This window comes from Variovorax sp. 10L421 (assembly GCF_056395365.1).
Genome location: NZ_JBFTJJ010000012.1, coordinates 31678 through 52078 on the forward strand (window position 1 = coordinate 31678; position 20401 = coordinate 52078).

The window sequence follows — 20401 nt, forward strand, 5'->3', positions numbered from 1 at the left end:
CATCACCCATAACCATCGAGGCCACAGGCCCAGGAGACAAGACACCATGAACTTTTCGCGCGCACTGCTGACCGCGGGGCTTGCCCTGACCGTCGCTACAGGGGCGTTGGCGCAAGCCGGCGACTTTCCCAACAAGCCCGTGACCCTGGTCACGCCCTTCGCGGCCGGCAGCGGCCCCGACGCGGTGCTGCGCCTCGTCTCCGACAAGCTCTCGCGCCTGTGGGGCCAGCGCGTGCTGATCGACAACAAGCCCGGCGGCGGTGGCTTCATCGCCATCGACCAGGCCCGGCGCGCGGCGCCCGACGGCTACACGCTGCTGCAGCTCGACAGCGAGCACATCGCCGCGTTGCCGCACCTGTACAAGTCGCGCAACTTCGTGACGCTGCAGCATTTCGATCCGGTGGCCTCGCTGTTTCGCACGCCCTTCTTCGTGGCCGTGGCCACCGATTCGAAATGGAAGAACATGAGCGACCTGATCGGCGCGGCCAGGGCCAACCCCGATGGCATCGTCTACGGCTCGTGGGGCGTCGGCAGTCCTGGCCACCTGGGTGCGCAGCAGCTCGAGGCGCTCACCGGCATCCACATGCGCCACGCGCCCTACCGCGAGGTGTCGCAGCTGTTTTCCAACGTGGGCGCCGGCGAGGTGCCGTGGAGCTTCGCGAGCATTCCGTCGAGCCAGGGCATCTACAAGGCCGGCAAGCTGCGCTACCTGGCCATCGCGGCGCCCAGGCGCATTCCGCAGATGCCCGACGTGCCCACCATGGCCGAGGCCGGCGGCCCGGCCTCGCTGGAGGTCAACTCGTTCGTGTCGCTGCTCGCGCCCAAGGGCGTGCCGGCGGCCGTCAAGGCGAAGATCAATGCCGACGTGGCCAAGGTCATCGCCGACCCCGAGATCCGCGCGCGCTTCGACACCTTCGCCTTCGAGCCGCTGGCCTGGTCGCCCGAGGAAATCGAGCGCAATGCCGAGGCCAAGTCGAAGGTGTACGGCGAGCTGGTGCGCAGGGGCAACATCAGCCTCGAATAGCGAGGACGCGCCTTGCCCGGCGCTTCGCTCGGCAGTTAAGCTGGCCTGCTCTGGTTTTTGACAACTTTCTCACACTTTTTTCCATGCAAGCCACCAAGAGAGCTTTCCTGATTGCCTGCGGCCTGGCTGCCGCCGCCGCACTGCCGCTGGCCGCCAGCGCACAGAACGCCGCCTGGCCGACCAAGCCGATCCGCCTGCTCGTGGGGTTCCCGGGCGGCTCCACGCCCGACATCGCGGCGCGCACCATCGCCGAGCCGCTGGGCAAGGCGCTGGGCCAGCCGATCGTGGTCGACAACAAGGCTGGCGCCTCGGGCAACATCGCGGCCGACCAGGTGGCCAAGGCCACCGACGACCACACGCTGGGCCTCGTCATCAACGGCAATCTCACGTCGTCGAAGATGCTGTACCCCAAGCTGCCCTATGACCCGGCCAAGGACTTCACCTATCTCTCGCTGATTGCCACGGCGCCGCTGGTGCTGGTGGCGCAGAACAACCTGCCCTCGGGCACCGCCTTCTTCGACGCGGGCCGCAAGGCCGGCGACAAGTGGAACTACGGCTCGGTGGGCATCGGCTCGGTCGGCCACCTGGGCATGGAACTGCTCAAGACCCGAGTGAGCGGCTTCAAGCCCGAGCACGTGCCCTACCAGGGCAATCCGCAGGTCGTCACGGCGATGCTGGGCGACCAGGTGCAGATGGGCCTGATCCCGCCGGGCGTGGCCATGCCGCAGATCCGCGCCGGCAAGCTCAAGGCCATCGGCCTCACGGGCGGGCGCAGCGCGCTGGTGCCCGAGATCCCGCCGCTGGCCGAGGCCGGCGTGAAGGACTTCAACCTCGAGGTGTGGGTGGCGCTGCTCGGTCCGGCCAACCTGTCGAAGGCCGCGCAGGCCCGCATCAGCCGCGAACTCGAAGTGGTCATGAAGAACCCCGACGTGCGCCGCAAGCTCTTCGAGCAGGGCTGGCAGGCCGTGGGCACTTCGCCGGACGGCATGCGCACGCGCGTCAATGAAGAGGCCGCGATCATGACCAAGATCATCTCGGCCCGCGGCATCAAGTTGCAGTGATGACAGCGCAGACATTGAACGAGCCGGCGCGCGCGCTGCCGGTGTTCGGCGAATACGACGTGGTGGTGGTCGGCGGCGGCCCTGCCGGCATCGCGGCCGCCGTGAGCGCCGCGCGCCACGGTGCGAGCACACTGCTGGTGGAGCGCTACGGTTTTCTCGGCGGCATGGGCACGGCCGGCGGCGTCACCAACTTCGCGGGCCTGTACGGCAAGCGCAAGGGCGAGATGACGCAACTGGTGCGCGGCGTGGTCGACGAGCTGATCGACCGCATCGCCGGGTTCAACGGCATGAACGCGCCGCAGAACGGCATGGGCGGGCGCATCTGCGTGCGTTCGTACGACACCTCGGCCTACAAGCTGGCCGCCGACCAGCTGCTCGGCGCTGCCGGCGTGAAGCTGCTGTTCCACGCGCTGGCCGCGTCCGTCGTTCGCGACGGCAGCCGCATCGCCGCGCTGGTGGTCGAGACCAAGTCGGGCCGCCAGGCCATTCGCGCCAACGCCTTCATCGACGCCAGCGGCGACGCCGACGTGGCGGCCTTTGCCGGCGTGCCCTTCGAGGTGGGCGACGGCCACGGCAGCGGGCTGTTTCCGACCACGATGTTCCGCATCGGCCAGGTCGACGCGCCGGCCGCGTTGGCGGCTGTGGGCGAGTTCTCGGCCATCAACGACTACATGGCGCGCGCCGAGCAGCAGCATCCGGGCAAGTACAGGTTTCCGCGCGAAGGCGCCATCCTGCGGCCCAACAGGGACCCGCGCGAATGGCGCGCCAACGTCACGCAGATCCGCAATGCCCAGGGCCGCGCGATGAACGGCGTCGACGCGCGCGAGCTCAGCGAGGGCGAGCTCGAAGGCCGCCGCCAGATCGCCGAGTACTTCAAGTTCTTGAAGGCCGAGGTGCCCGGCTTCGCGCAGTCGGCCATCGTGGAGATCGCGCCGCAGGTCGGCATCCGCGAGACGCGGCGCATCCAGGGTCTGTATGCGCTCGGGCGCGAGGACATCCTGGGTTCGGCGAAGTTCGACGACAACATCGGCCTGAACGCCTGGCCGATGGAAATGCACGCCGACGGCCGCATCGAGTGGGCCTTTCCGCACGACGAAGCCAACGCCTACAACCACCTGCCCTGGCGCATGCTGGTGCCGCAGGCGGTCGACAACCTGCTGGTGGCCGGGCGCTGTGCATCGATGACGCACGAAGGCCAGTCGGCCGCGCGTGCAAGCGGCGGCTGCTTCGTCATGGGGCAGGCCGCGGGCACGGCGGCGGCGTCGCTGGGCAGCACCGCGTTCGCCGGTGTGGACGTGGCCGCGCTGCAGAAGAAGTTGGCCGCGGACGGCGCCGATCTCGACCGCCAGAGGCTAGAGTCCGGGGCTTGATGAACTCGAACCCTGGACGAAAAGTGCACCTCCCTTCGTTGCCGACCTCCGCACGTCGCATCTTCCTGGCGCTGTCCTGCGCCGCCCTCGGCCTGCTGCAGGCCGGCTGCGCCAGCACGCCCGAAGGCGACCCGGTCCACGGCAAGGACCGGGTCGTGAGCTTCGTGGCGGCGAAGGACGGCCGCAAGGTCGCCATTGCCGGCGAGAACTACCACTACGTGTTCGACGGTGATCCGTCCGTGGCGGCGCTGCTGCGCTGGGATGGCCGCACCAAAGTCACGCCCGCGCTGATCGGCGAACTCAAGGTGGCGCGCAACCAGAGCTTCGAGGGCCAGTACGTGCTGATGGCCTTCGACGCCGACCTGACGCCCGAAGACCGCACCTTCCTCGTCCAGACCGGCTTCGCGAAGGCCGACGTGAAGTACGGCGACCGCACCGGGCCGGCACTGCGCTACTTCGGCACGGTGTACGGCAAGCGCTACGAGGCCGCGCCGCTGAAGTCGGCCGACAAGGTCGACTTTTCGCGGCGCCAGTACCTCAAGTACGTCGAGCAGGAAACGCTCAGCGGCACCTTCGCCAGGGCCGCGCCTTCGCCGCTGGTGTATGCCGACGACGGTTCGATGCTGCTGGGCGGCGTGCCGGTGCGCGTGGTTCAGGGCGGCACGGATTCCGGTTGCAGCGCCCGCTTCATGGGTGTCTGCTTCTACAAATAGGCCCATCGGGGGCGCCGGCTGACCGGCCCGCGACAGTTTTCGGGCGCGGCCTTTGCTATGGTCGAGGGTTGCTTTTCCGCTTGCCCTGAATGCCTCCGATGACCACCGATCACGCCACCGCCTCCCGCCTCGTCAACGAACTCGTCGCGCTCATGCAGCTCGAGCCACTGGGCGGCGACCGCTTCCTGGCGCAGAGCGAAGACATCGGCACGCCCGCCGTGTTCGGCGGCCAGGTGCTGGGCCAATCGCTGATGGCCGCCAGCCTCACCGTGGGCGCCGAGCGCCCCGTGCATTCGATGCACGCCTACTTCCTGCTGCCCGGCGAGCACGCGCCCATCGAGTACAGCGTCGACCGCGTGCGCGATGGCCGCAGCTTTACCACCCGCCACGTGGTGGCGCGCCAGCAGGAGCGGATCATCTTCGAGATGTCGGCCTCGTTCCAGACCGTGGACGACGGCGTCGAGCACCAGTTCGACATGCCCGAGGTGGCCGGCCCCGAAGGCCTGATCAGCGAGCTCGACCAGCGCATCGCCCTCGGCGATCGCCTGCCCGAGCCCTGGCGCGCCAAGGCGGTCCAGCCGCACGGCATCGAGTACCGCCGCGTCGACCCCGAAGACCTGATCGCCCCGCAGGTGCGCCCGGCCTCGGCGCAAAGCGCCATCTGGATGCGCGCCATCGCGCCGCTGCCCGACGACCCGATGGTGCACCGCGCGCTGCTGGCCTACGCCTCCGACCACGGCCTGCTGCGCGCCGCGATGCTGCCGCACGGCCTGAGCTTCATGAGCGGCCAGGTGCGCCCCGCCAGCCTCGACCACGCGATGTGGTTCCACCGCGATTTCCGCATGGACGACTGGCTGCTGTACGTGCTCGACTCGCCCAGCGCGGGCGGCGCGCGCGGCCTGTGCCGCGGCAGCCTCTATGCGCGCGACGGCCGGCTGGTGGCCTCGGCAGCGCAGGAAGGCATGCTGCGCATCCGGCGCAAGTAAAAAAAAACAGGGCCTCAGCCGAAGGGGTTGGCGGTCGCGAACCAGAGGGCGATGCCCGTCGCGATGATGAATGCGCCGTCCGTCACGCCCGCGATCAGGAAGAACTTGGTCTGCAGCGTGTCGACCAACTCGGGCTGGCGCGCGGTGCTTTCCAGGAACTTCTGGCCGACCAGTCCGATGCCGAGGCACGAGCCGAGCGCGGCGATGCCGATCAGCAGGGCGACTGCGAGGGGAAGGATGTTGAAGCCGGTCATGGTGTTTTCTCCTGGTGGTTGATTGATGGATCGATGGAGGTACTTTCCCAGAGCGGGTGCGCACGGTCCATGACGTGGGAGGTCATGGGCGGCATGAAAAAAGCCGGCCGCATGAAGCGGCCGGCCTTTCGTGGAACGCTGCTGGCGCTACGGAAGCTGTGTCCAGTTCTGGTTGTTCCCGCCGTTGCAGGTCCATGTGATCAGCGCCGTGTCCTGCGCCGTCGAGCTGTTCGGCACGTCCAGGCACGAACCCGAGGCGCGGTTGCGGATGCTCCCGCCGACCATGCTCCACTGCGCCGCGTTGCCCGCCGTGCACGCCAGCTGCACCACCGGCGCATTCGTCGTCGCCGTGCCGTTCTGCGCCAGGCACAGCCCGCTGTGCTCGGCCACGAACTGCACGTAGCCACCGGTGAGGCTCGTCACCGTGAACTTCTCGTTGCCCGCCGTACCGCACGGCCATTGCACGGCCGTCGCGCCGCTGGTGGTCGCCGCACCCTTGATGTTCACGCACAGGGTGGGGTTGAGGTCCGAGCGGATGCGCGAGATGACGGCCGGGGCCGTGTCCTGCGAGCGCACGTACTCGCGGATCGCCACCACGTCGGCGGCCGGCAGGCTGTTGGCATTGCCATGGCCGCTGCCGAGCACGTCCTGCAGCGTGGCCGCCTGGCCGTTGTGGAAGAAGGCGGCGGTGTTCCAGGTGCCCGACAGCGTCGGCGTGTCGAAGCCGATGCCCGCGAGCGGCTGGTTCATGCCCTTGCCCGACGAGGCCTGGATCGTGCCCACGTCGTGCCGGATGCCGTCGCGGAAGGTGCCGCCCGCGTGGCAGGTCACGCACTGCGCCGAGGTGAACAGTGCCTGGCCCCGCGCCGCATCGACGCTCAGGCTGCCATCGGCATTGCGCGCCGGGCTGCGCATGTACTTGTTCAGCGAGCTCAGGTAGGCCGCGAGGTCGTCGAGCTGCGCATTCTTGCCGGCCTTGGGCGCACCGAGCGGGTCGGAGGTGGCCGCGAAGTCCGCATTCGTCAGGAAGCCGGTGCCGCCGAACTCGTTGCGGATGTCGTTCTCGAAGTCCTGCACCTCGTCGAAGTTGGCCGTCCAGTGCAGCTTGCCGTGGCCCAGCCCGCGCCGCCCCTGCAGGCTGATGGTGCGGCGCAGGCCTTCGCCGCGCTGGGTGAAGTCCCACACCATGCCGTCGTCGCCGGCGTCTGCGTGGCAGCTCGCGCAGGAGATGTAGTTGTCCTTGCTCATGCGACGGTCGGAGGCGTTGTAGAACACCTGCTTGCCGCGCAGCGCCGCGGCCGCCATCGGTTCCTGTGCCACCGTCGCCACGTTCTGCAGGAAGATCGCGGCCGCCGTCTCGGACGACAGCACCGAAGCCACGTCGTGCACGGACACCGAGCGCGCCAGGAAGTTGTTGACGAACAGGCGCTTGCGCGTCGCGTCCAGGTACAGGCCATGCGGCGCGCTGCTGGTGTTGATCTCGCCGCGCACCGCGCGGCTGTACGGATCGACGATGGCCACGCGGTTGCCTTCCATCTGCGCCACGAAGAGGTAGTCGCCCGACGGCGAGAACAGCGCCGCGCGCGCCGGTGCGCGGTCGTCGAAGTCGATCTGCTCGGCGAACACTTCCGCGGCCGTCTGCAGGTTGACCTGCGAGAGGATGGAGCGCACCGTCTTGTCGTGCTCCAGCGCAAGGCCGTCCCTGAACTTGCCGCGCACGATGTTGTCCTTCTTCGAGGGCAGCACCGCCCGCGTTCCGTCCGGCGAGATCACCACCTGGCTCAGGTAGTTGGCCACGCCGCGCGCGTGGCTCTCGGTGTCCACCGTGGCGGTGTCCACCGGCAGCGCGATGGTGGTCATGGCGCTCATGCCCTGCAGGTTGACCTTGTGCAATTGGCCGCCGGTCATCTTCGACTTGAAGCGCGTGACATAAGCCACCTGCGAGTCGGCGTTGACCGCGATGCCGCGCAGGTTGCCTTCGAGCGCGACCGCGCCGGTAGTGCTGCCGTTGCTCGGGTCGAAGCTCATCAGCACCGACTTGCTCTCCAGCGTGAGCAGACCTTTCGCACCGTCCGGCGTGAAGGCCACGCCGTAGGGGCCGCTGCCGTAGGCCAGTGGCACGGTGGTCGAGAGGCTGCCGTCGGCCGCGCTCAGCGCGACCAGCTTGTCCTCGCCCTGCACCGTGACCCAAATGCGTCCGTCGGGGCCCACGGCCAGCGTCTTCGGCTCGTCGCCCACGCGCGTTTCCCAGCGCTTGGCCAGGGTCTGCGCATCGATGGCGGCGACCGTGCCGCTGTCGGGGTTTACCGAGTACACCGAATTCGCATCGCCCGCGATGTTGGTGGTGTGCGTCGGCGCCCGCGCCGTGACCGGGGCGATCACGGTGAGGTTGTAGGTGTAGAAGGTCTCGCGGCCGTTCACGTCCTTCACCGTCAGCGTCACCGTGAAGTGGCCCGGGCGGTTGTAGGTGTAGGTGTAGTTCGGCTGGTTCGAGTACGCCGTCTGCGTGCCGTCGCCGAAGTTCCAGCGGAACTGCGCGCCGCTGCTGCCGAGCGTGCCCGGGTTGAACACCAACTGGCCGTTGACCAGCTTCGGACCGCCGCCGATGCCGGGGTCGCCGATGATGGCCTGGCCGCGCAGCGTGTTGACCTCGGTGTCGCTCAGCACGCGGCTGTAGACGCGCACCTCTGCCAGCGTGCCCTTGAAGAGCGCGGCATTGCCCTGGATCTGCCCCAGCACGCTGAACTTGTTCGTGAGGCCCTTGTTGCCCGTGGGGCCGGTGGAGGTGGTCTTCACGCCGTCCACGTACACGGCCTGGGCGCCGGAGGCCGCGTCGCGCGTCAGCACCACGTGGTGCCAGGTGCCGTCGTTCACCGCCGCGGTGGAGGTGGTGCCGGCGTCGTTGCCAGCCGACAGCTTGATGCGCCCGCCGTTGTCGAGCCAGCCCCAGAACACGTCGTCCGTGCCGCTCGCCTGGTCGCGCCCGAAGATGCCGGGCGCGGTCCACGAGTTCGCACCGCCCGCCTGCGTGGTCTTCATGTAGAAGCTCAGCGACGCGGTGCCGCCGAGCACGGTGGCCACTGAATCGTTCTTCAGCGGCACACCGGCGGTGCGGTTCGCGAAGTTCAGGCCGATGCTCTCGAACGCGTCGCCCGCGACCGGCGTGCCGTTGTTGCTGCCGATCTGGTCGGACAGGTTGCCCGCCAGCGTCCAGTAATGCATCAGGTTGATGTCGGTCGCGTTGCCGGTGTTGAAGGTCGACTTGTAGTCGGCCGCGATGGCGTTGCCCGCATAGTCCTTCACGCCGTTGGCCGGCAGGAACACTTCATAGCTGGTGCCGGGTTGCAGCGGCTGGTCGGGCGAGAAGTTGATGATGCCCAGCTGCACGCTGTAGGTGCCCGCCAGCGTGTTGCCGCCCACCGGGCGCACGATGAAGGTGTTGGAATTCACGCTCTCGGGCCGGATGTTGTCCGTCATGCCCAGGCCGATGCGCGAGGTCAGCGCCTGCTGCTTCGCGCCGTTGGCCGGCGAGACCTGCTTGACTTCAGGCTTGGTGGTGTCGGGGTCCACTGCATGCACGATGAAGCCGCTGCCCGAGCCGTGGTCGTTGCCCACGAAGACGAGGTTGCCGAACATCGCGACCTGGCCGTTGTCCGAATGCGAGAAGTTCGGGTCGTCCTCGCGCAGGATGCTGCCGCGGCCCACCTCCACGTGATTGAGCGGATTGCTCACATCGACCTTGTGGATGCGCGTTTGCGCGCCCTGGATCACGTAGTTGTCCTGCGTGGCGCAGTACAGCATTTCGTCGATGACGAGCCGGTTGTCCTCGGCCACGAAGCGCGAGCGGTCGCTCAGGTCGTAGCTGTACATCCTGGCGCCGCTGTTGCGCGCGGAGGCGTGCAGGTTCCTGCCGTCGAAACAGGTGGCGTAGTAGAACGGCGTGGTGCCCACGATGGAATCGAGCACCTTGGGGTTGAGCGGATCGGAGATGTCCAGGCTCGCGAAGCCGCCGTTGCTTTCCATCGCGGTCAGCACCATGTGGTTGCCCATCGTGAAGATCGGGCCGATGCGGAAACCGCCGAGTTCGCCGGTGGGCACCGGATTGGGCTTGCCCGCACCGCGGTTCGCGATCACGGCGTTCGCAGGGTCCCTGGCATCGACGATGAAGATGCCCCGGCCGGCCGATGCCACGTACAGGTAAGGCGCCTGCCACCAGAGCTGCCAGGCGACGTCCTCGTAGTCGCCCCCGTTGACGCCTGGCAGTGCCAGCTTCTTCACCTGCTTGATGTCGTTGATGTCGGAGAAGTCCCAGAACTCGATGCCGTTGATGCTGGGCAGGACGACATACGTCTTGCCGCCGATCTTCGCGGTGCCGAAGGAATGGGTCTCGCGGAACTCCTTGGTGCGGGCCTCGGGCTCGTAGATCTTCTTGACGAGCTGGATCTGGCGCGGGTTCGACACGTCGTACAGCAGGAAGCCGCCCGGCCCGAGGCCGCTGTCCGGCGCGAAGGAGGTGAGGAAGTAGCCGTTGATCATGATGCCCGCGTTCATGCCGTAGTCCTTGCGGCCCGGGTAGGTGGCGGGCACCTCGCGCGACTCGTAGGCGCTGCTGTGTGCCGGATCGAGCGGATGCGCCGCGCTGGTGATCATCGACACCGGCTTGAACAGTTCCGCCGAGGTGTAGGTGAGGTTGCCCAGGCCCGGACCCTGCAGCGGGAGCGGGTCGGCGACAGCTTCGGAAACCGCCGCCGCCATGTTGCCCAGGGTCGTCATCGGACTGACCCCGGTGATTGCCGCGTGCGTCAGCAGTGTGACGAACGGCACCATCAAAGCCATCAGGTAATACCGGATCTTCATCGTCGCCTCCAAGTTGTGGTGTTCACTCGCGAAAGCGCGCGCGCAGGGCGCACCCCGGCCGGCGACGAGTGCGCCGCCTGCCGTACAGCCTCTCCCTCTCTTTTTTTCCGGCGGCGCTGCGTTACTTCTTCGTGCCGCCCGATTCGTAGATGCCCCACGCCTCCTCGGCGCTTGCGCCGCGGTGGATCATGGCCATCAACGCATTCACCACCGCCGACGGGTTGGTGTGCTGGTACACGTTGCGCCCGTACACCATGCCGACCGCGCCCTGGTCCAGCAGCACGCGCGAGCGCGCGAACACCCGCTGCAGGTCTTCGCGCCCGCCGCCGCGCACGAGCACGGGGCAGCGCGCGGCCTGCACCACGCGGTGGAACTCGGCGGGATCGGTGGTGGGGTCGGCCTTGACGATGTCGGCGCCCATCTCGCGTGCAAGGCGCACCAGCGTGACGATTTTTTCGGCGTCGCCATCGACCATGTAGCCGCCCTGCTCGCTGTGCGGGCGCATCACCAGCGGCTCGATCATCAGCGGCATGCCGTAGCGGTCGCAGTCGGCGCGCACGCGCGCGATGTTCTGCACGCACTGGCGGAACAGGTCGGGCTCGTTCGGCAGCATGAACAGGTTGACGACCACGCAGGCTGCGTCGCGCTGCACTGCCGGCAGTACCGGGTCGTGCTCGTTCTGCAGCACGGCCCACATCACGCGGTGGGCGGTGGCGTTGTAGGGGTTGCCCATGTCGATGCGCTGCACCAGCGCGGGCTTGCCTCGGCCCGGGCGGTCCTGCAGCAGATCGGCCTGGCCGTAGTTGAGCTGGATGGCGTCGGGGCCGGCGGCCACGAGCTTGTCGATCACCTGCGGCATGTCTTCCAGCCCGTTGAGGAACGAGGGCTCGTTGCACACGCCGTGGTCGAGCGCGATGTCCAGGCAGCGCCCGTTGTTCAGCAGCCGGTTCAGGCGTGCGGTCTTGTCCTTCGACATACGAAAGAGTTCCTTGTATTGAAAGAAGAGAGGGTCAGGCCAGCGCGTTCAGGTGCTTGGCCGCAACGGCGTCGACGAGTTGCAGTGCGTCGTCGCGCAGGCGCACCGAACCGGCCGCTGCGTTCTCGACCGCCTGCTTGCTGACGCGCGCGCCGCACAGCGCCACAGAGACGCTGCCGCGTGCCAGCGTCCACGCGATCATCAATTGGCCGAACGAGCATTCGAGCTGCTTGCGCAGCGGCTCCAGCTCGTCGAAGAAGGCCTTGAGCTTTGCGCGGTTCTGCGCGCTGAAGCGCGGGTTGCTCGCGCGCTGGTCGTCGCCGGTGAACTTGCGCCCGGGGTCGATCGGGCCGGCCAGCAGGCCCAGCGCCAGCGACGAATAGCCCAGCACCGCCACGTCGTGCTCGCCGCACAGTGGCACGAGCGCCTGCTCGATTTCGCGGTCGATCAGGCTGTAGCGCTCCTGCGCCGCATCGACCGGGCCATGGCGCAGGTATTCGGCGAGCGTTTCGGGGCTCACGTTGCTCACGCCGATGGCGCGGATCTTTCCCTGCTTCTTGAGCTCCAGCAGCGCGTCCATCGTTTCCTCGACCGGCGTGGTGCTGTCCTGCCAGTGCGTGATGTAGAGGTCGATGTAGTCGGTCTGCAGGCGCTTGAGGCTCTCTTCGCACTCGTGGACGATCGATTCGCGCCCGAGGTAGCGATGCACCGGGTGGCCATCCTCTTCGAAGAAGTGCGTTCCCTGTTGCGTGTGCCATACCAGTCCGCACTTGGTGGCGACGACGGCCTCGTGGCGGCGTCCCTTCAGCGCGGTGCCGACGATGCTCTCGGAGCGCCCGAGCCCGTACGCCGGCGCGGTGTCGATCAGGTTCACGCCCGCGTCGAGCGAGGCCTGGATGGCCAGCACGGCGGCCGCGTTGTCCCCGCCGCCCCACATCCAGCCGCCCATCGCCCAGGTGCCCAGGCCGATGGCCGAGCATTCGATGCCCGACGGGCCGAGGGTGGTCTGCTTCATCGATGCGTTGTTGCTGCTGTTCATCGCTTGGTCTTTCTCGTGTTCAGGATGTGGTCGATGGTCACGGCCGCGAGCAGGATCAGGCCCTTGATCACGTCCTGCCAGTAGGGCGACACGTCGAGCAGGATCAGCGAGCTGGTCACCACCGACAGCAGCGCAAGCCCGAGCACCGCGCCCAGCACGGTGCCCGAGCCGCCCTTGAGGCTGGCGCCGCCGATCACCGCCGCGGCGATCACGTTGAGCTCCATGCCCATGCCGAAGGTCGGCGTGGCGGCGCCGAAGCGCGCGGTGTAGATCACGCCCGCCAGGCCCGCCGAGGCCGCGCACAGCACCGTGACCCAGAACTTCACGCGGCCCACGCGGATGCCGGAGTAGAGCGCGGCCTTCTCGTTGCTGCCGGTGTAGAACACGCGGCGCAGCAGGGTGGAGCGGCGCAGCAGGAAGTCGCTCACCACCACGATCGCCAGGAAGATCAGGATCACGGCCGGAATGCCGAACAGCGTGCCCTGGCCGATGAACTTGAACTCCGCCGGCAGCGAGAACAGCGACTGCGGCGTGCCCTGCGTGAGCGCGAGGCACAGGCCGCGCACGATGACCATGAAGGCCAGCGAGGCGATGAAGTGGTTCAGGCCGATGCGCGTGACGCAGCCGCCGATCATCGCGCCGATCATGGCGCTCGCCGCAATGGCGATGAGCCCTGCGGTCCACGGGTCGAAGCCCATGAGGAAGAGCTTGCCCGTGACCACCATGGCGAAGCACACCACCGAGCCCACCGACAGGTCGATGCCACCGACGATCAGCAGGATCGTCATGCCGACGACCACGATGCCTTCGATGGAGAACGACAGCAGCATGGCGCGCACGTTGTCCCAGGTCAGGAAGTAGGGCGACGCGAAGCTCATGCCCGCGCACAGCACGGCGATGATGAGCAGCAAGCCCATCTCGCGCATGCTGCCGAGCTTGCTGGCGGGTTTTGCGGGGGGTCTTCCTTGCTGTCTTGCTGGAAGGCCTGCGTCGAGTTGGGCCGGGTAGTTCATGTCGGATGCTCCACTGCGCGTTGTCTTGCTTGTCGGTTGTGTTCTTGATGTTTGTGTTCTTGGCGCTCTTGTTCGGGGCGCGTACACAGGCCACCGGGTGCTCCCCTCCGCGAATGTCCCCCGCCTTCGGCTCCTCCTTTATTTCGCTGCGGGGAGCACCCGGTGCCCTGTGCACAGTGGGCGCTGTCGTTGTGTCCTGCGATCAACCGCGGCGTCCATTGATCACGCTGGCGGGGTGCCTTGCGCAGCGAAATAAAGGAGGAGGCCGCAGGCCGGGGGACATTCGCGGAGCAAGGTACCCCGTCGGCGTGAGCGCGCCCCGAACCGACCAAAGCGCCGCACGAACCCTGCAGGTCTTTCATGCCGCTTCCTGTTCACAGAGTCCGGAGGCGAGCCGCAACAGGGCTTCCTCCGTCATCTCGTTAGATGGCAGTTCGCCCGCGAGCCGGCCATCGCGGATCACCAGCGCGCGGTCGCACAGTCCGATGATCTCGGGCAGCTCCGACGAGATCACGATCACGCCCACGCCCTGGCCGGCCAGCTCGCGCAGGATGTGGTGGATCTCCGACTTGGCGCCCACGTCCACGCCGCGCGTGGGCTCGTCCATCAGCAGCACCGATGGGTTGGTGGCCAGCAGCTTGGCGATGGCCACCTTCTGCTGGTTGCCGCCCGACAGGCTCGCCACCTCGATGGCCACGCCGTCGGACTTGAGCTTGAGCTTCGCACCGAGGTCGACCGCCAGCCTGTGCTCGGCCGCGCGCTGCAGCAGCCCGAAGCGCGAGCTGACGCGCGCGAGCGCCATCGAGGCGATGTTCTGCGCAATGGGCAGGTCGAGGTACACGCCGGCCGCCTTGCGGTCTTCGCTGAGGTAGGCGATGCCCTCTCGCAGCGCGTCCCCGTACTTGCGGATCGCCAGTGCCCTGCCGCGCAGGCGCACGGTGCCACTGCGCGCGGGGCGCAGGCCGCACACGGTCTCTGCGAGCTCGCTGCGACCGGCGCCCATCAAGCCCGCGATGCCGAGGATCTCTCCGCGCTTCAGCGTGAACGACACGCCGTGCACGCGCTCGCCGTCGGCGATGTCGGTCACTTCGAGCACGTGTTCCTCCGATGCAGGCGCTTGCTGCTTCGGCGGGTAGTAGTTGCCCAGGTCGCGCCCGACCATGCGGCGCACCAGCCCGTCGGCGTCCAGTTCGGCCAGCGGCCCGCAATGCACGTTGCGCCCGTCGCGCAGCACGGTGACGCGGTCGCAGTGCGCAAAGATCTCGGCCATGCGATGGCTGATGTAGATGATGCCGATGCCCTGCGCCTTCAGGTCGTGCAGCACCCTGAAGAGCGCGGCCGATTCGTTGTCGGTGAGCGCGGCGGTGGGCTCGTCGAGGATCAGCACCTTGCAGTCCAGCGTGAGCGCCTTGGCGATCTCGATCAGCTGCTGCGTGGAAATGCTCAGGTCCTTCACCAGCGCAGCCGGGTCGACGTCCTGCCCCAGCCGCTGCAGCACCTTGGCGGCGCGCTCGTCGAGGCTCGCGTAGTCCATCCATGCGTGCCTGCCGGCGTTGATCTCCGGCATGAAGATGTTCTCGGCCACGGTGGCGTCGGCGCACAGGGCGATCTCCTGGTGCACCAGGCCGATGCCCAGGCGCATGGCGTGCGCGGGGCCGTCGATGACCACCTTCCGGCCGTCGAGCGAGATCTCGCCCTCGTCCGGCTGGTGGATGCCGTCGATGATGTTCATCAGCGTGGACTTGCCCGCGCCGTTCTCGCCGCACAGGGCGTGGATCTCGCCGCGCTGAAGCGAGAAATCCACGCCGGAGAGCGCGCGCGAAGCGCCGAAGCGCTTGCCGATGCCGCGCAGTTCGAGCAGGTGGCTCACTCGCCGATTCCCTTGGTGCCGCGGCGTGCGAGGTACTTGTCCCAGTAGAAGTCGTCGGCATTGGCCTTGCTGACCACCGCCAGGCCGTTGTCCAGGAAGGGCACGGCCATCGGGTTGGTGCCGTTGCGTTTGGCATCGTTCATCGGGTCGATGAGCGTGGGGTTCCTGGCCAGGAACAGCATCATCATGCCCATGTAGCCCTGCATGCCCTGGTTCGGGTTGATGGCGCCGAACACGTCGCCCGACTTGATCATGTCGAGGATCTTGGCGTTGACGTCGCAGCACATCACCTTGATGTTCTTCTTGGTCTCCACCTTGGCCTGCGCCGCGCCGAGGGCCGAGTTGGCCTCGGGCATGAACAGCGCGCCCAGGTTCGGGTTGGCCTGCGCGAGGCTCAGCACCGCCTGGTAGGCCTTGTTCGGGTCCTGGTTGCTGGCGGCGCGGCCGACCAGCTTCATGCCCGGGTGCTTGGCCTTCATGCGGTTCACGAAGGCGGCGATGCGGCGGTCGTGGTTGTCCTGGCCCGGGTTCTCCAGCACGGCGTATTCGCCCTTGCCGTTGAGCGAGGCGGCGATGGCGTCGGCGGCCTGCGTGCCTTCGCGGTCGTTGTCGGAGGTGACGAACGATGTGCGCTTGGAGTTCGGCGAGTCGGCCGCGAAGGTGACGACCGGGATGCCCATCGCCGCGGCGCGATTGATCGGCTCGATGAACGGGTCGGGGTTCATCGGGTGCAGCAGGATGCCCGCGGGCTTGCGCGCCAGCTCCTGCTCGAAGGAGGCGAGCTGCTTGTTCACGTCGTACTCCGGCGTGCCGGTGTAGCGCGTGCGCACGCCCAGCGTGCGGCCGAGCTGCTTCATCATTTCGTAGACCGGAAACCAGTACTCCACGCCCGACACCATCACGTTCATCACGTAGACGTCGCTCGGGTTGCCGCGCAGTCCGCCGCCTGCTGCAGGGGCAGCCGCCTGCTGCTGCGCCAATGCGCTGGCGCCAGCCAGGCCGATGCCGGCTGCCGCGGCGGACTTCAGGAAATTACGCCTCATTTTTGTCTCCTCACGTTGGGGGGCACAGCTTGCGATGCTGCTTTTCAGGACAGCATCTTGATCTTCGGTGTCGCGTCACTTGTTATGACAGGTAGAATGTACGCTCTGGACGTTTGACGGGATAACTAGGGGAAACGCTACTGGCGAGGTGCTTTTATTCCGCCGAAGCTGTTATGACATGAAGCCAAACATACTGATCGGCATCGACATGGGATCGAGCAGCCTGAAGGCCCTGGCCCTCGAAGCCGGGAGCGGCCGCTCCATCGCCCTGTCACGCATGCCGCTGCCGCACGACCGGCTGCCTGGAGGGGGATGCGAAGTGGGCGCGACTGCGATCCGCACGGCCCTGACCCACGTGCTGCGCGACGTCGCTCACCAGCTCGGCGAGCGCGTGACCGAGGTTCGCGCCATCGGCTGCACGGGCCACGGCGCGGGGCTCTATGCGCTCGATGCGCGCAACGAACTCGTGGGTGGAAGGGCGGTTGCCTCGACCGACCAGCGCGCCGACGCACGGGCGCGCTCGCTGGCGCTCGGCCATGGCGAGGCGCTGTTCGCGGACGTCGGCTGCAGGCCGTGGCCGGGGCAGCCCACCGTGATCGCCGCCGCGCTGCTCGGCACCGATGCCGTGCAGCGCGGCGCGGTGCACCGGCTGYTGTTCGCGAAGGACTACCTCGGCTTCCTGCTGACCGGCGAGATCGCCACCGACGCGAGCGATGCGAGCACCGCTGGGCTGGTGTCGATCGCCACGGGCAGGTGGTCGCAGGCGGCCTTCGATGCCTCGGGCATCGCGGAGCTCGGGCCGCAGGTCTTCGGACCGCTGGTGCCGAGCGGCGAAGTGATCGGCAGGCTGCGGCCTTCCGAGGCCGCGCTGTGCGGCCTGCCTGCCGGCATTCCGGTGGCGATGGGAGCCATCGACCTGCTCGCGTCGATGACCGCGATCTGTGCGGAAGGGCGCGGACGCGCGGTGTCGGTCTTCGGCACGTGGTGCGTGAACGCGGTGATCGGCCCGGTGATCGAGCCCAGGCCCGACGTGGCGGCCGTCGTGAACTTCGGGCGCGACGACCAGCGGCTCTACATGGAGAACAGCCCTTCGTCGATGGCCAACATCGCGTGGCTGGCCGGCGTGCTGGGACTGCCCGATTCGCGCGCCGTCGTCGACCTGGCGATGTCGGTGCCGCTGGGCGCGGGCGGCCTGCGCTTCCTGCCGTTCGTCAATGGCGGTGGCGGCGTGACGGCGGGCTTCGTCGGCCTCAAGAGCCATCACACGCGGGGCGACATGGCGCGCGCGGTGGTCGATGCGGTCGCGGCACTGCATGCGCGGCACACGGCACGCCTCGCGGCATGCAGCCTGCCTGTGTCCGCATCGACCGTGCTCGGCGGCGGCGCGAGCGACACGCGCCTCGTGCGCCTGCTCGCATCCTTCCTCGGCCATCCGGTGGAACGCTGCGCCGACGACGAAACCGGCGCGCGCGGCGCCGCGATCTACGCCGCCATGTCGCAGGGCATCGGCCACGCCGGGCAGGGCAGCGCCTTGCTCGCGCCCTGCGACACGGTCGAGCCCGATGCCACCGAGGCCTGCGCCCATGCCGACTTCAACGCCGGTTTCAACGAACTGATCGACACCATGTCCCCTGTGTTTTTCCATCTGTCGGGAGGCTCGAGATGAGCGCCTGGCAGCTGCCCTTCGTGCGCCCGGCCTCGCTGGCCGATCGTCATTTCTCTACCGTGATCGTCGGCGCCGGCATCAACGGCGTGGGCGTGTTCCGCGACCTGTGCCTGCAGCGCGTGGATTGCCTCATCGTCGACAAGGGCGACTTCAGCGCGGGCGCCAGCAGCGCGCCCTCGCGCATGATCCACGGCGGCCTGCGCTACCTGGAGAACGGCAGCTTCTCGCTGGTGGCCGAGGCCACGCGCGAGCGCAACCTGCTGCTGCGCAACGCACCGCACCTGGTGCAGCCGCTGAAGACGGTGGTGCCGCTGTCCAGCTTCTTCGGCGGGCTGATGAGCAGCGCGCTCAAGTTCTTCGGCCGCACGCCGCCGCAGCGAACGCGCGGCCTGCTTGCGGTGGCTGCGGGCCTTCGCCTGTACGACCTGCTGGGCCGCCGCCAGCGCGTGATGCCCAACCACCGCATCAGCCGCGTGCCGCAGAACGACCGCCGCCTGTTCCGCGCCGCGGTGCGCTGGACCGCCACCTTCTTCGACGCGTGGATCAGCCACCCCGAATGGCTGATCCTCGAACTGATCGGCGATGCCTGCCGCGACCAGCCGCGCTCGGCCGCGGCCAACTACTGCCGCGTGACGGGCTGCGCGGGCAACATCCTCACGCTGCGCGACGAGATCACCGGCGCGCTGGTGCGCGTGACGGCCGACACCGTGGTGAATGCCAGCGGCGCGTGGCTCGATCGCAGCACGGCCGTGCTCGGCGGCGCGGGCTCGCGCGTGATGGGCACCAAGGGCTCGCACCTCGTGCTCGACCATCCCGCGCTGCGCGATGCGCTGGAAGGCCGCATGGCCTACTTCGAGGCGGTCGACGGGCGCGTGTGCATCGTCTATCCCTTTCTCGACCGCGTGCTGGTGGGCTCCACCGACATCCCGGTGGACGACCCCGACCAGATCGGCACCGAGCCGGCCGAGGTTGACTACCTGCTCGACGTGCTGGCCGAGGTGTTCCCCAACCTGCGCTTTGGCCGCGGCGACGTGGTCTATACCTACGTCGGCGTGCGGCCGCTCGCGCGCTCCGACGCCGACAAGCCGGGGCAGATCTCGCGCGACCACTCGGTGGTGCTCGACCCGCCCAACGCCACGCGCGACATTCCCATCGTCGGCCTCGTGGGCGGCAAGTGGACCACCTTCCGCGCGCTCGCGGAAGAAGCGGCCGACGAGGTGCTGAAGCAGCTGGGCCGCCCGCGCACCGCATCGACCGAGCTGCTGCCCATCGGCGGCGGCGCCGAGCTGCCGGCCGATGCGCAGGCGGTGGAGCGTTTTGTCGATCGAATGGTCGGCGCCTCGGGCATGAGCCGCACGCGCGCGCAGGTGCTTCTGAAGCGCTACGGATCGAAGGCGCTGCCGCTGGCGCAGCGCCTCGCCGCATCGGGCGACATGCCGCTGCGCCATGCGCCCGGCTACTCCGTGGCCGAGCTTTCGTACCTTTGCCTCGAAACCGGCGTGGTGCATCTCGACGACCTCGTGATCCGCCGCACGCTGCTGGCCATCCGCGGGTTCGTCACCGATGCCGCGCTGGCCGAGATGGCGGGCATCGCGGCCGAGGCGCTGGGCTGGGATGCGGCGCAGCAGCACGCAGAGCTGCATGCCTGCGCCACCGCCCTGCGCGAGCGCCACGGCGTGCGGCTTTCGCCGGTGGCAGCGGATGCGCCTGCATCTTTCGATGCATCATTGATGACTCCTCAGGCCCTGGGCCAACCCTCGACGTGAACTCTCCGACCGAAATCTCGACCGTGCTCGACCGCGACTCCGAGTCGCCCCTGTGGGCCCAGTTCCGCGACGCGCTTCGCATGCAGATCCTGCAGGGCGTGCTGCCCATCGGCGCCAAGCTGCCGTCCGAGGCCGAGCTCGGCGAGCAATTCGGCATCTCGCGCATCGTGGTGCGCGAGGCGCTGGCAGACCTCGTGCGCAACAACCTCATCTACAAGATCAAGGGCCGCGGTGCCTTCGTGTCGGCCCGCGAGCGCGACGAGGATTTCGTTTCCACCGTGCTCGGCTTCTCCGACGAAATGGAGCGCAAGGGCCGCTCGGTGCGCACGCAGATCCTCACGCAGGAACTGCGCGCGCCCACCGAGCAGGAAGCCGCTTCGCTGGGGCTCACCGACGACACCCAGGTGGTCGCGCTCAAGCGCCTGCGCAGCGTCGACGGCGAACTGCGCCTGCTGGTGGAGACCGTGGTGCCCGCCGACCTCGCGCCGGGTTTGCACCGCACGCGTCTGGACGATCGCTCGCTGTACGACGTGCTGCGCCGCCAGTACGGGCTGCGCCTGGTGCGCGCCGAGCGCTGGATCGATGCGGTGCTGCCCGATGCCGAGACCTGCCGGCTGCTCAACCTGCCGCAGCCCGAGCCGCTGCTGCGCATCGAGTCGATCGCCTACGGTGCCAATGGCAGGCCGTTGGAGCACTACCGCGCGCTGCACCGCTGCAAGAGCAGCCGGCTGCACGTACAGACGACGACCTGAAAAAAGAAAAA

The 20401-nt window shown here is 68.2% G+C and carries 15 protein-coding genes; 8 read left to right on the plus strand and 7 right to left on the minus strand.

Annotated features, from left to right (window positions below):
* Positions 1-46: 46 nt before the first annotated feature.
* From AC1DFC_RS16910 to AC1DFC_RS16930, 5 genes are all read left to right on the plus strand, one after another.
* Complete coding sequence (locus AC1DFC_RS16910) at positions 47-1024, plus strand: Bug family tripartite tricarboxylate transporter substrate binding protein (protein WP_007835399.1); 978 nt, start codon at positions 47-49, stop codon at positions 1022-1024.
* A gap of 83 nt (positions 1025-1107) precedes the next feature.
* Positions 1108-2085 (plus strand): Bug family tripartite tricarboxylate transporter substrate binding protein, encoded by a 978-nt coding sequence (locus AC1DFC_RS16915; RefSeq protein ID WP_413331782.1) that lies wholly within the window; start codon positions 1108-1110, stop codon positions 2083-2085.
* Positions 2085-3455 carry an FAD-dependent oxidoreductase gene (locus tag AC1DFC_RS16920; RefSeq protein WP_478179625.1) on the plus strand — a complete coding sequence of 457 codons (1371 nt, stop codon included), beginning with the start codon at positions 2085-2087 and terminating at the stop codon, positions 3453-3455. Before AC1DFC_RS16915 ends, AC1DFC_RS16920 begins: the two co-directional genes overlap by 1 nt.
* A 38-nt stretch (positions 3456-3493) precedes the next feature.
* Positions 3494-4168: a hypothetical protein gene (locus AC1DFC_RS16925; protein WP_478179626.1), complete on the plus strand. Its 675-nt coding sequence runs from the start codon at positions 3494-3496 to the stop codon at positions 4166-4168.
* Positions 4169-4266: 98 nt separating this feature from the next.
* Positions 4267-5154, plus strand: a complete 888-nt coding sequence (locus AC1DFC_RS16930; protein ID WP_007835388.1) for an acyl-CoA thioesterase — start codon at positions 4267-4269, stop codon at positions 5152-5154.
* Between the two features lie 14 nt (positions 5155-5168).
* Here AC1DFC_RS16930 and atpE read toward each other — a convergent pair whose 3' ends face one another.
* The 7 genes from atpE to AC1DFC_RS16965 all read right to left on the minus strand — a co-directional run bounded on the left by atpE (position 5169) and on the right by AC1DFC_RS16965 (position 16206).
* Positions 5169-5408, minus strand: coding sequence for a F0F1 ATP synthase subunit C (atpE, locus tag AC1DFC_RS16935; RefSeq protein WP_007835387.1), 240 nt, complete (start codon positions 5406-5408; stop codon positions 5169-5171).
* Positions 5409-5555: 147 nt separating this feature from the next.
* Positions 5556-10265: an Ig-like domain-containing protein gene (locus AC1DFC_RS16940; RefSeq protein ID WP_478179627.1), complete on the minus strand. Its 4710-nt coding sequence runs from the start codon at positions 10263-10265 to the stop codon at positions 5556-5558.
* Between the two features lie 121 nt (positions 10266-10386).
* Positions 10387-11241, minus strand: a complete 855-nt coding sequence (locus tag AC1DFC_RS16945; protein WP_478179628.1) for a class I fructose-bisphosphate aldolase — start codon at positions 11239-11241, stop codon at positions 10387-10389.
* Between the two features lie 34 nt (positions 11242-11275).
* Positions 11276-12280 (minus strand): aldo/keto reductase, encoded by a 1005-nt coding sequence (locus AC1DFC_RS16950; RefSeq protein WP_478179629.1) that lies wholly within the window; start codon positions 12278-12280, stop codon positions 11276-11278.
* Entirely contained in the window at positions 12277-13293 is a 1017-nt protein-coding gene (locus AC1DFC_RS16955; protein WP_413312367.1) for an ABC transporter permease, read from the minus strand. The genes AC1DFC_RS16950 and AC1DFC_RS16955 overlap by 4 nt, the downstream gene beginning before the upstream one ends.
* A gap of 358 nt (positions 13294-13651) precedes the next feature.
* Positions 13652-15163, minus strand: a complete 1512-nt coding sequence (locus AC1DFC_RS16960) for a sugar ABC transporter ATP-binding protein (protein WP_478179630.1) — start codon at positions 15161-15163, stop codon at positions 13652-13654.
* A complete protein-coding gene (locus AC1DFC_RS16965; RefSeq protein ID WP_007836735.1) occupies positions 15160-16206 on the minus strand; it encodes a substrate-binding domain-containing protein in 1047 nt (348 codons plus the stop codon). The genes AC1DFC_RS16960 and AC1DFC_RS16965 overlap by 4 nt, the downstream gene beginning before the upstream one ends.
* 178 nt (positions 16207-16384) lie before the next feature.
* Between AC1DFC_RS16965 and AC1DFC_RS16970 the strand changes: the two genes are divergently transcribed.
* The 3 genes from AC1DFC_RS16970 to AC1DFC_RS16980 are packed head-to-tail and all read left to right on the plus strand — an operon-like array spanning position 16385 to position 20390.
* A complete protein-coding gene (locus AC1DFC_RS16970; RefSeq protein WP_478179631.1) occupies positions 16385-17872 on the plus strand; it encodes an FGGY family carbohydrate kinase in 1488 nt (495 codons plus the stop codon).
* Positions 17869-19638: a glycerol-3-phosphate dehydrogenase/oxidase gene (locus AC1DFC_RS16975; RefSeq protein WP_478179632.1), complete on the plus strand. Its 1770-nt coding sequence runs from the start codon at positions 17869-17871 to the stop codon at positions 19636-19638. Before AC1DFC_RS16970 ends, AC1DFC_RS16975 begins: the two co-directional genes overlap by 4 nt.
* A complete protein-coding gene (locus AC1DFC_RS16980) occupies positions 19635-20390 on the plus strand; it encodes a GntR family transcriptional regulator (protein WP_007836740.1) in 756 nt (251 codons plus the stop codon). Before AC1DFC_RS16975 ends, AC1DFC_RS16980 begins: the two co-directional genes overlap by 4 nt.
* Positions 20391-20401: the final 11 nt, after the last annotated feature.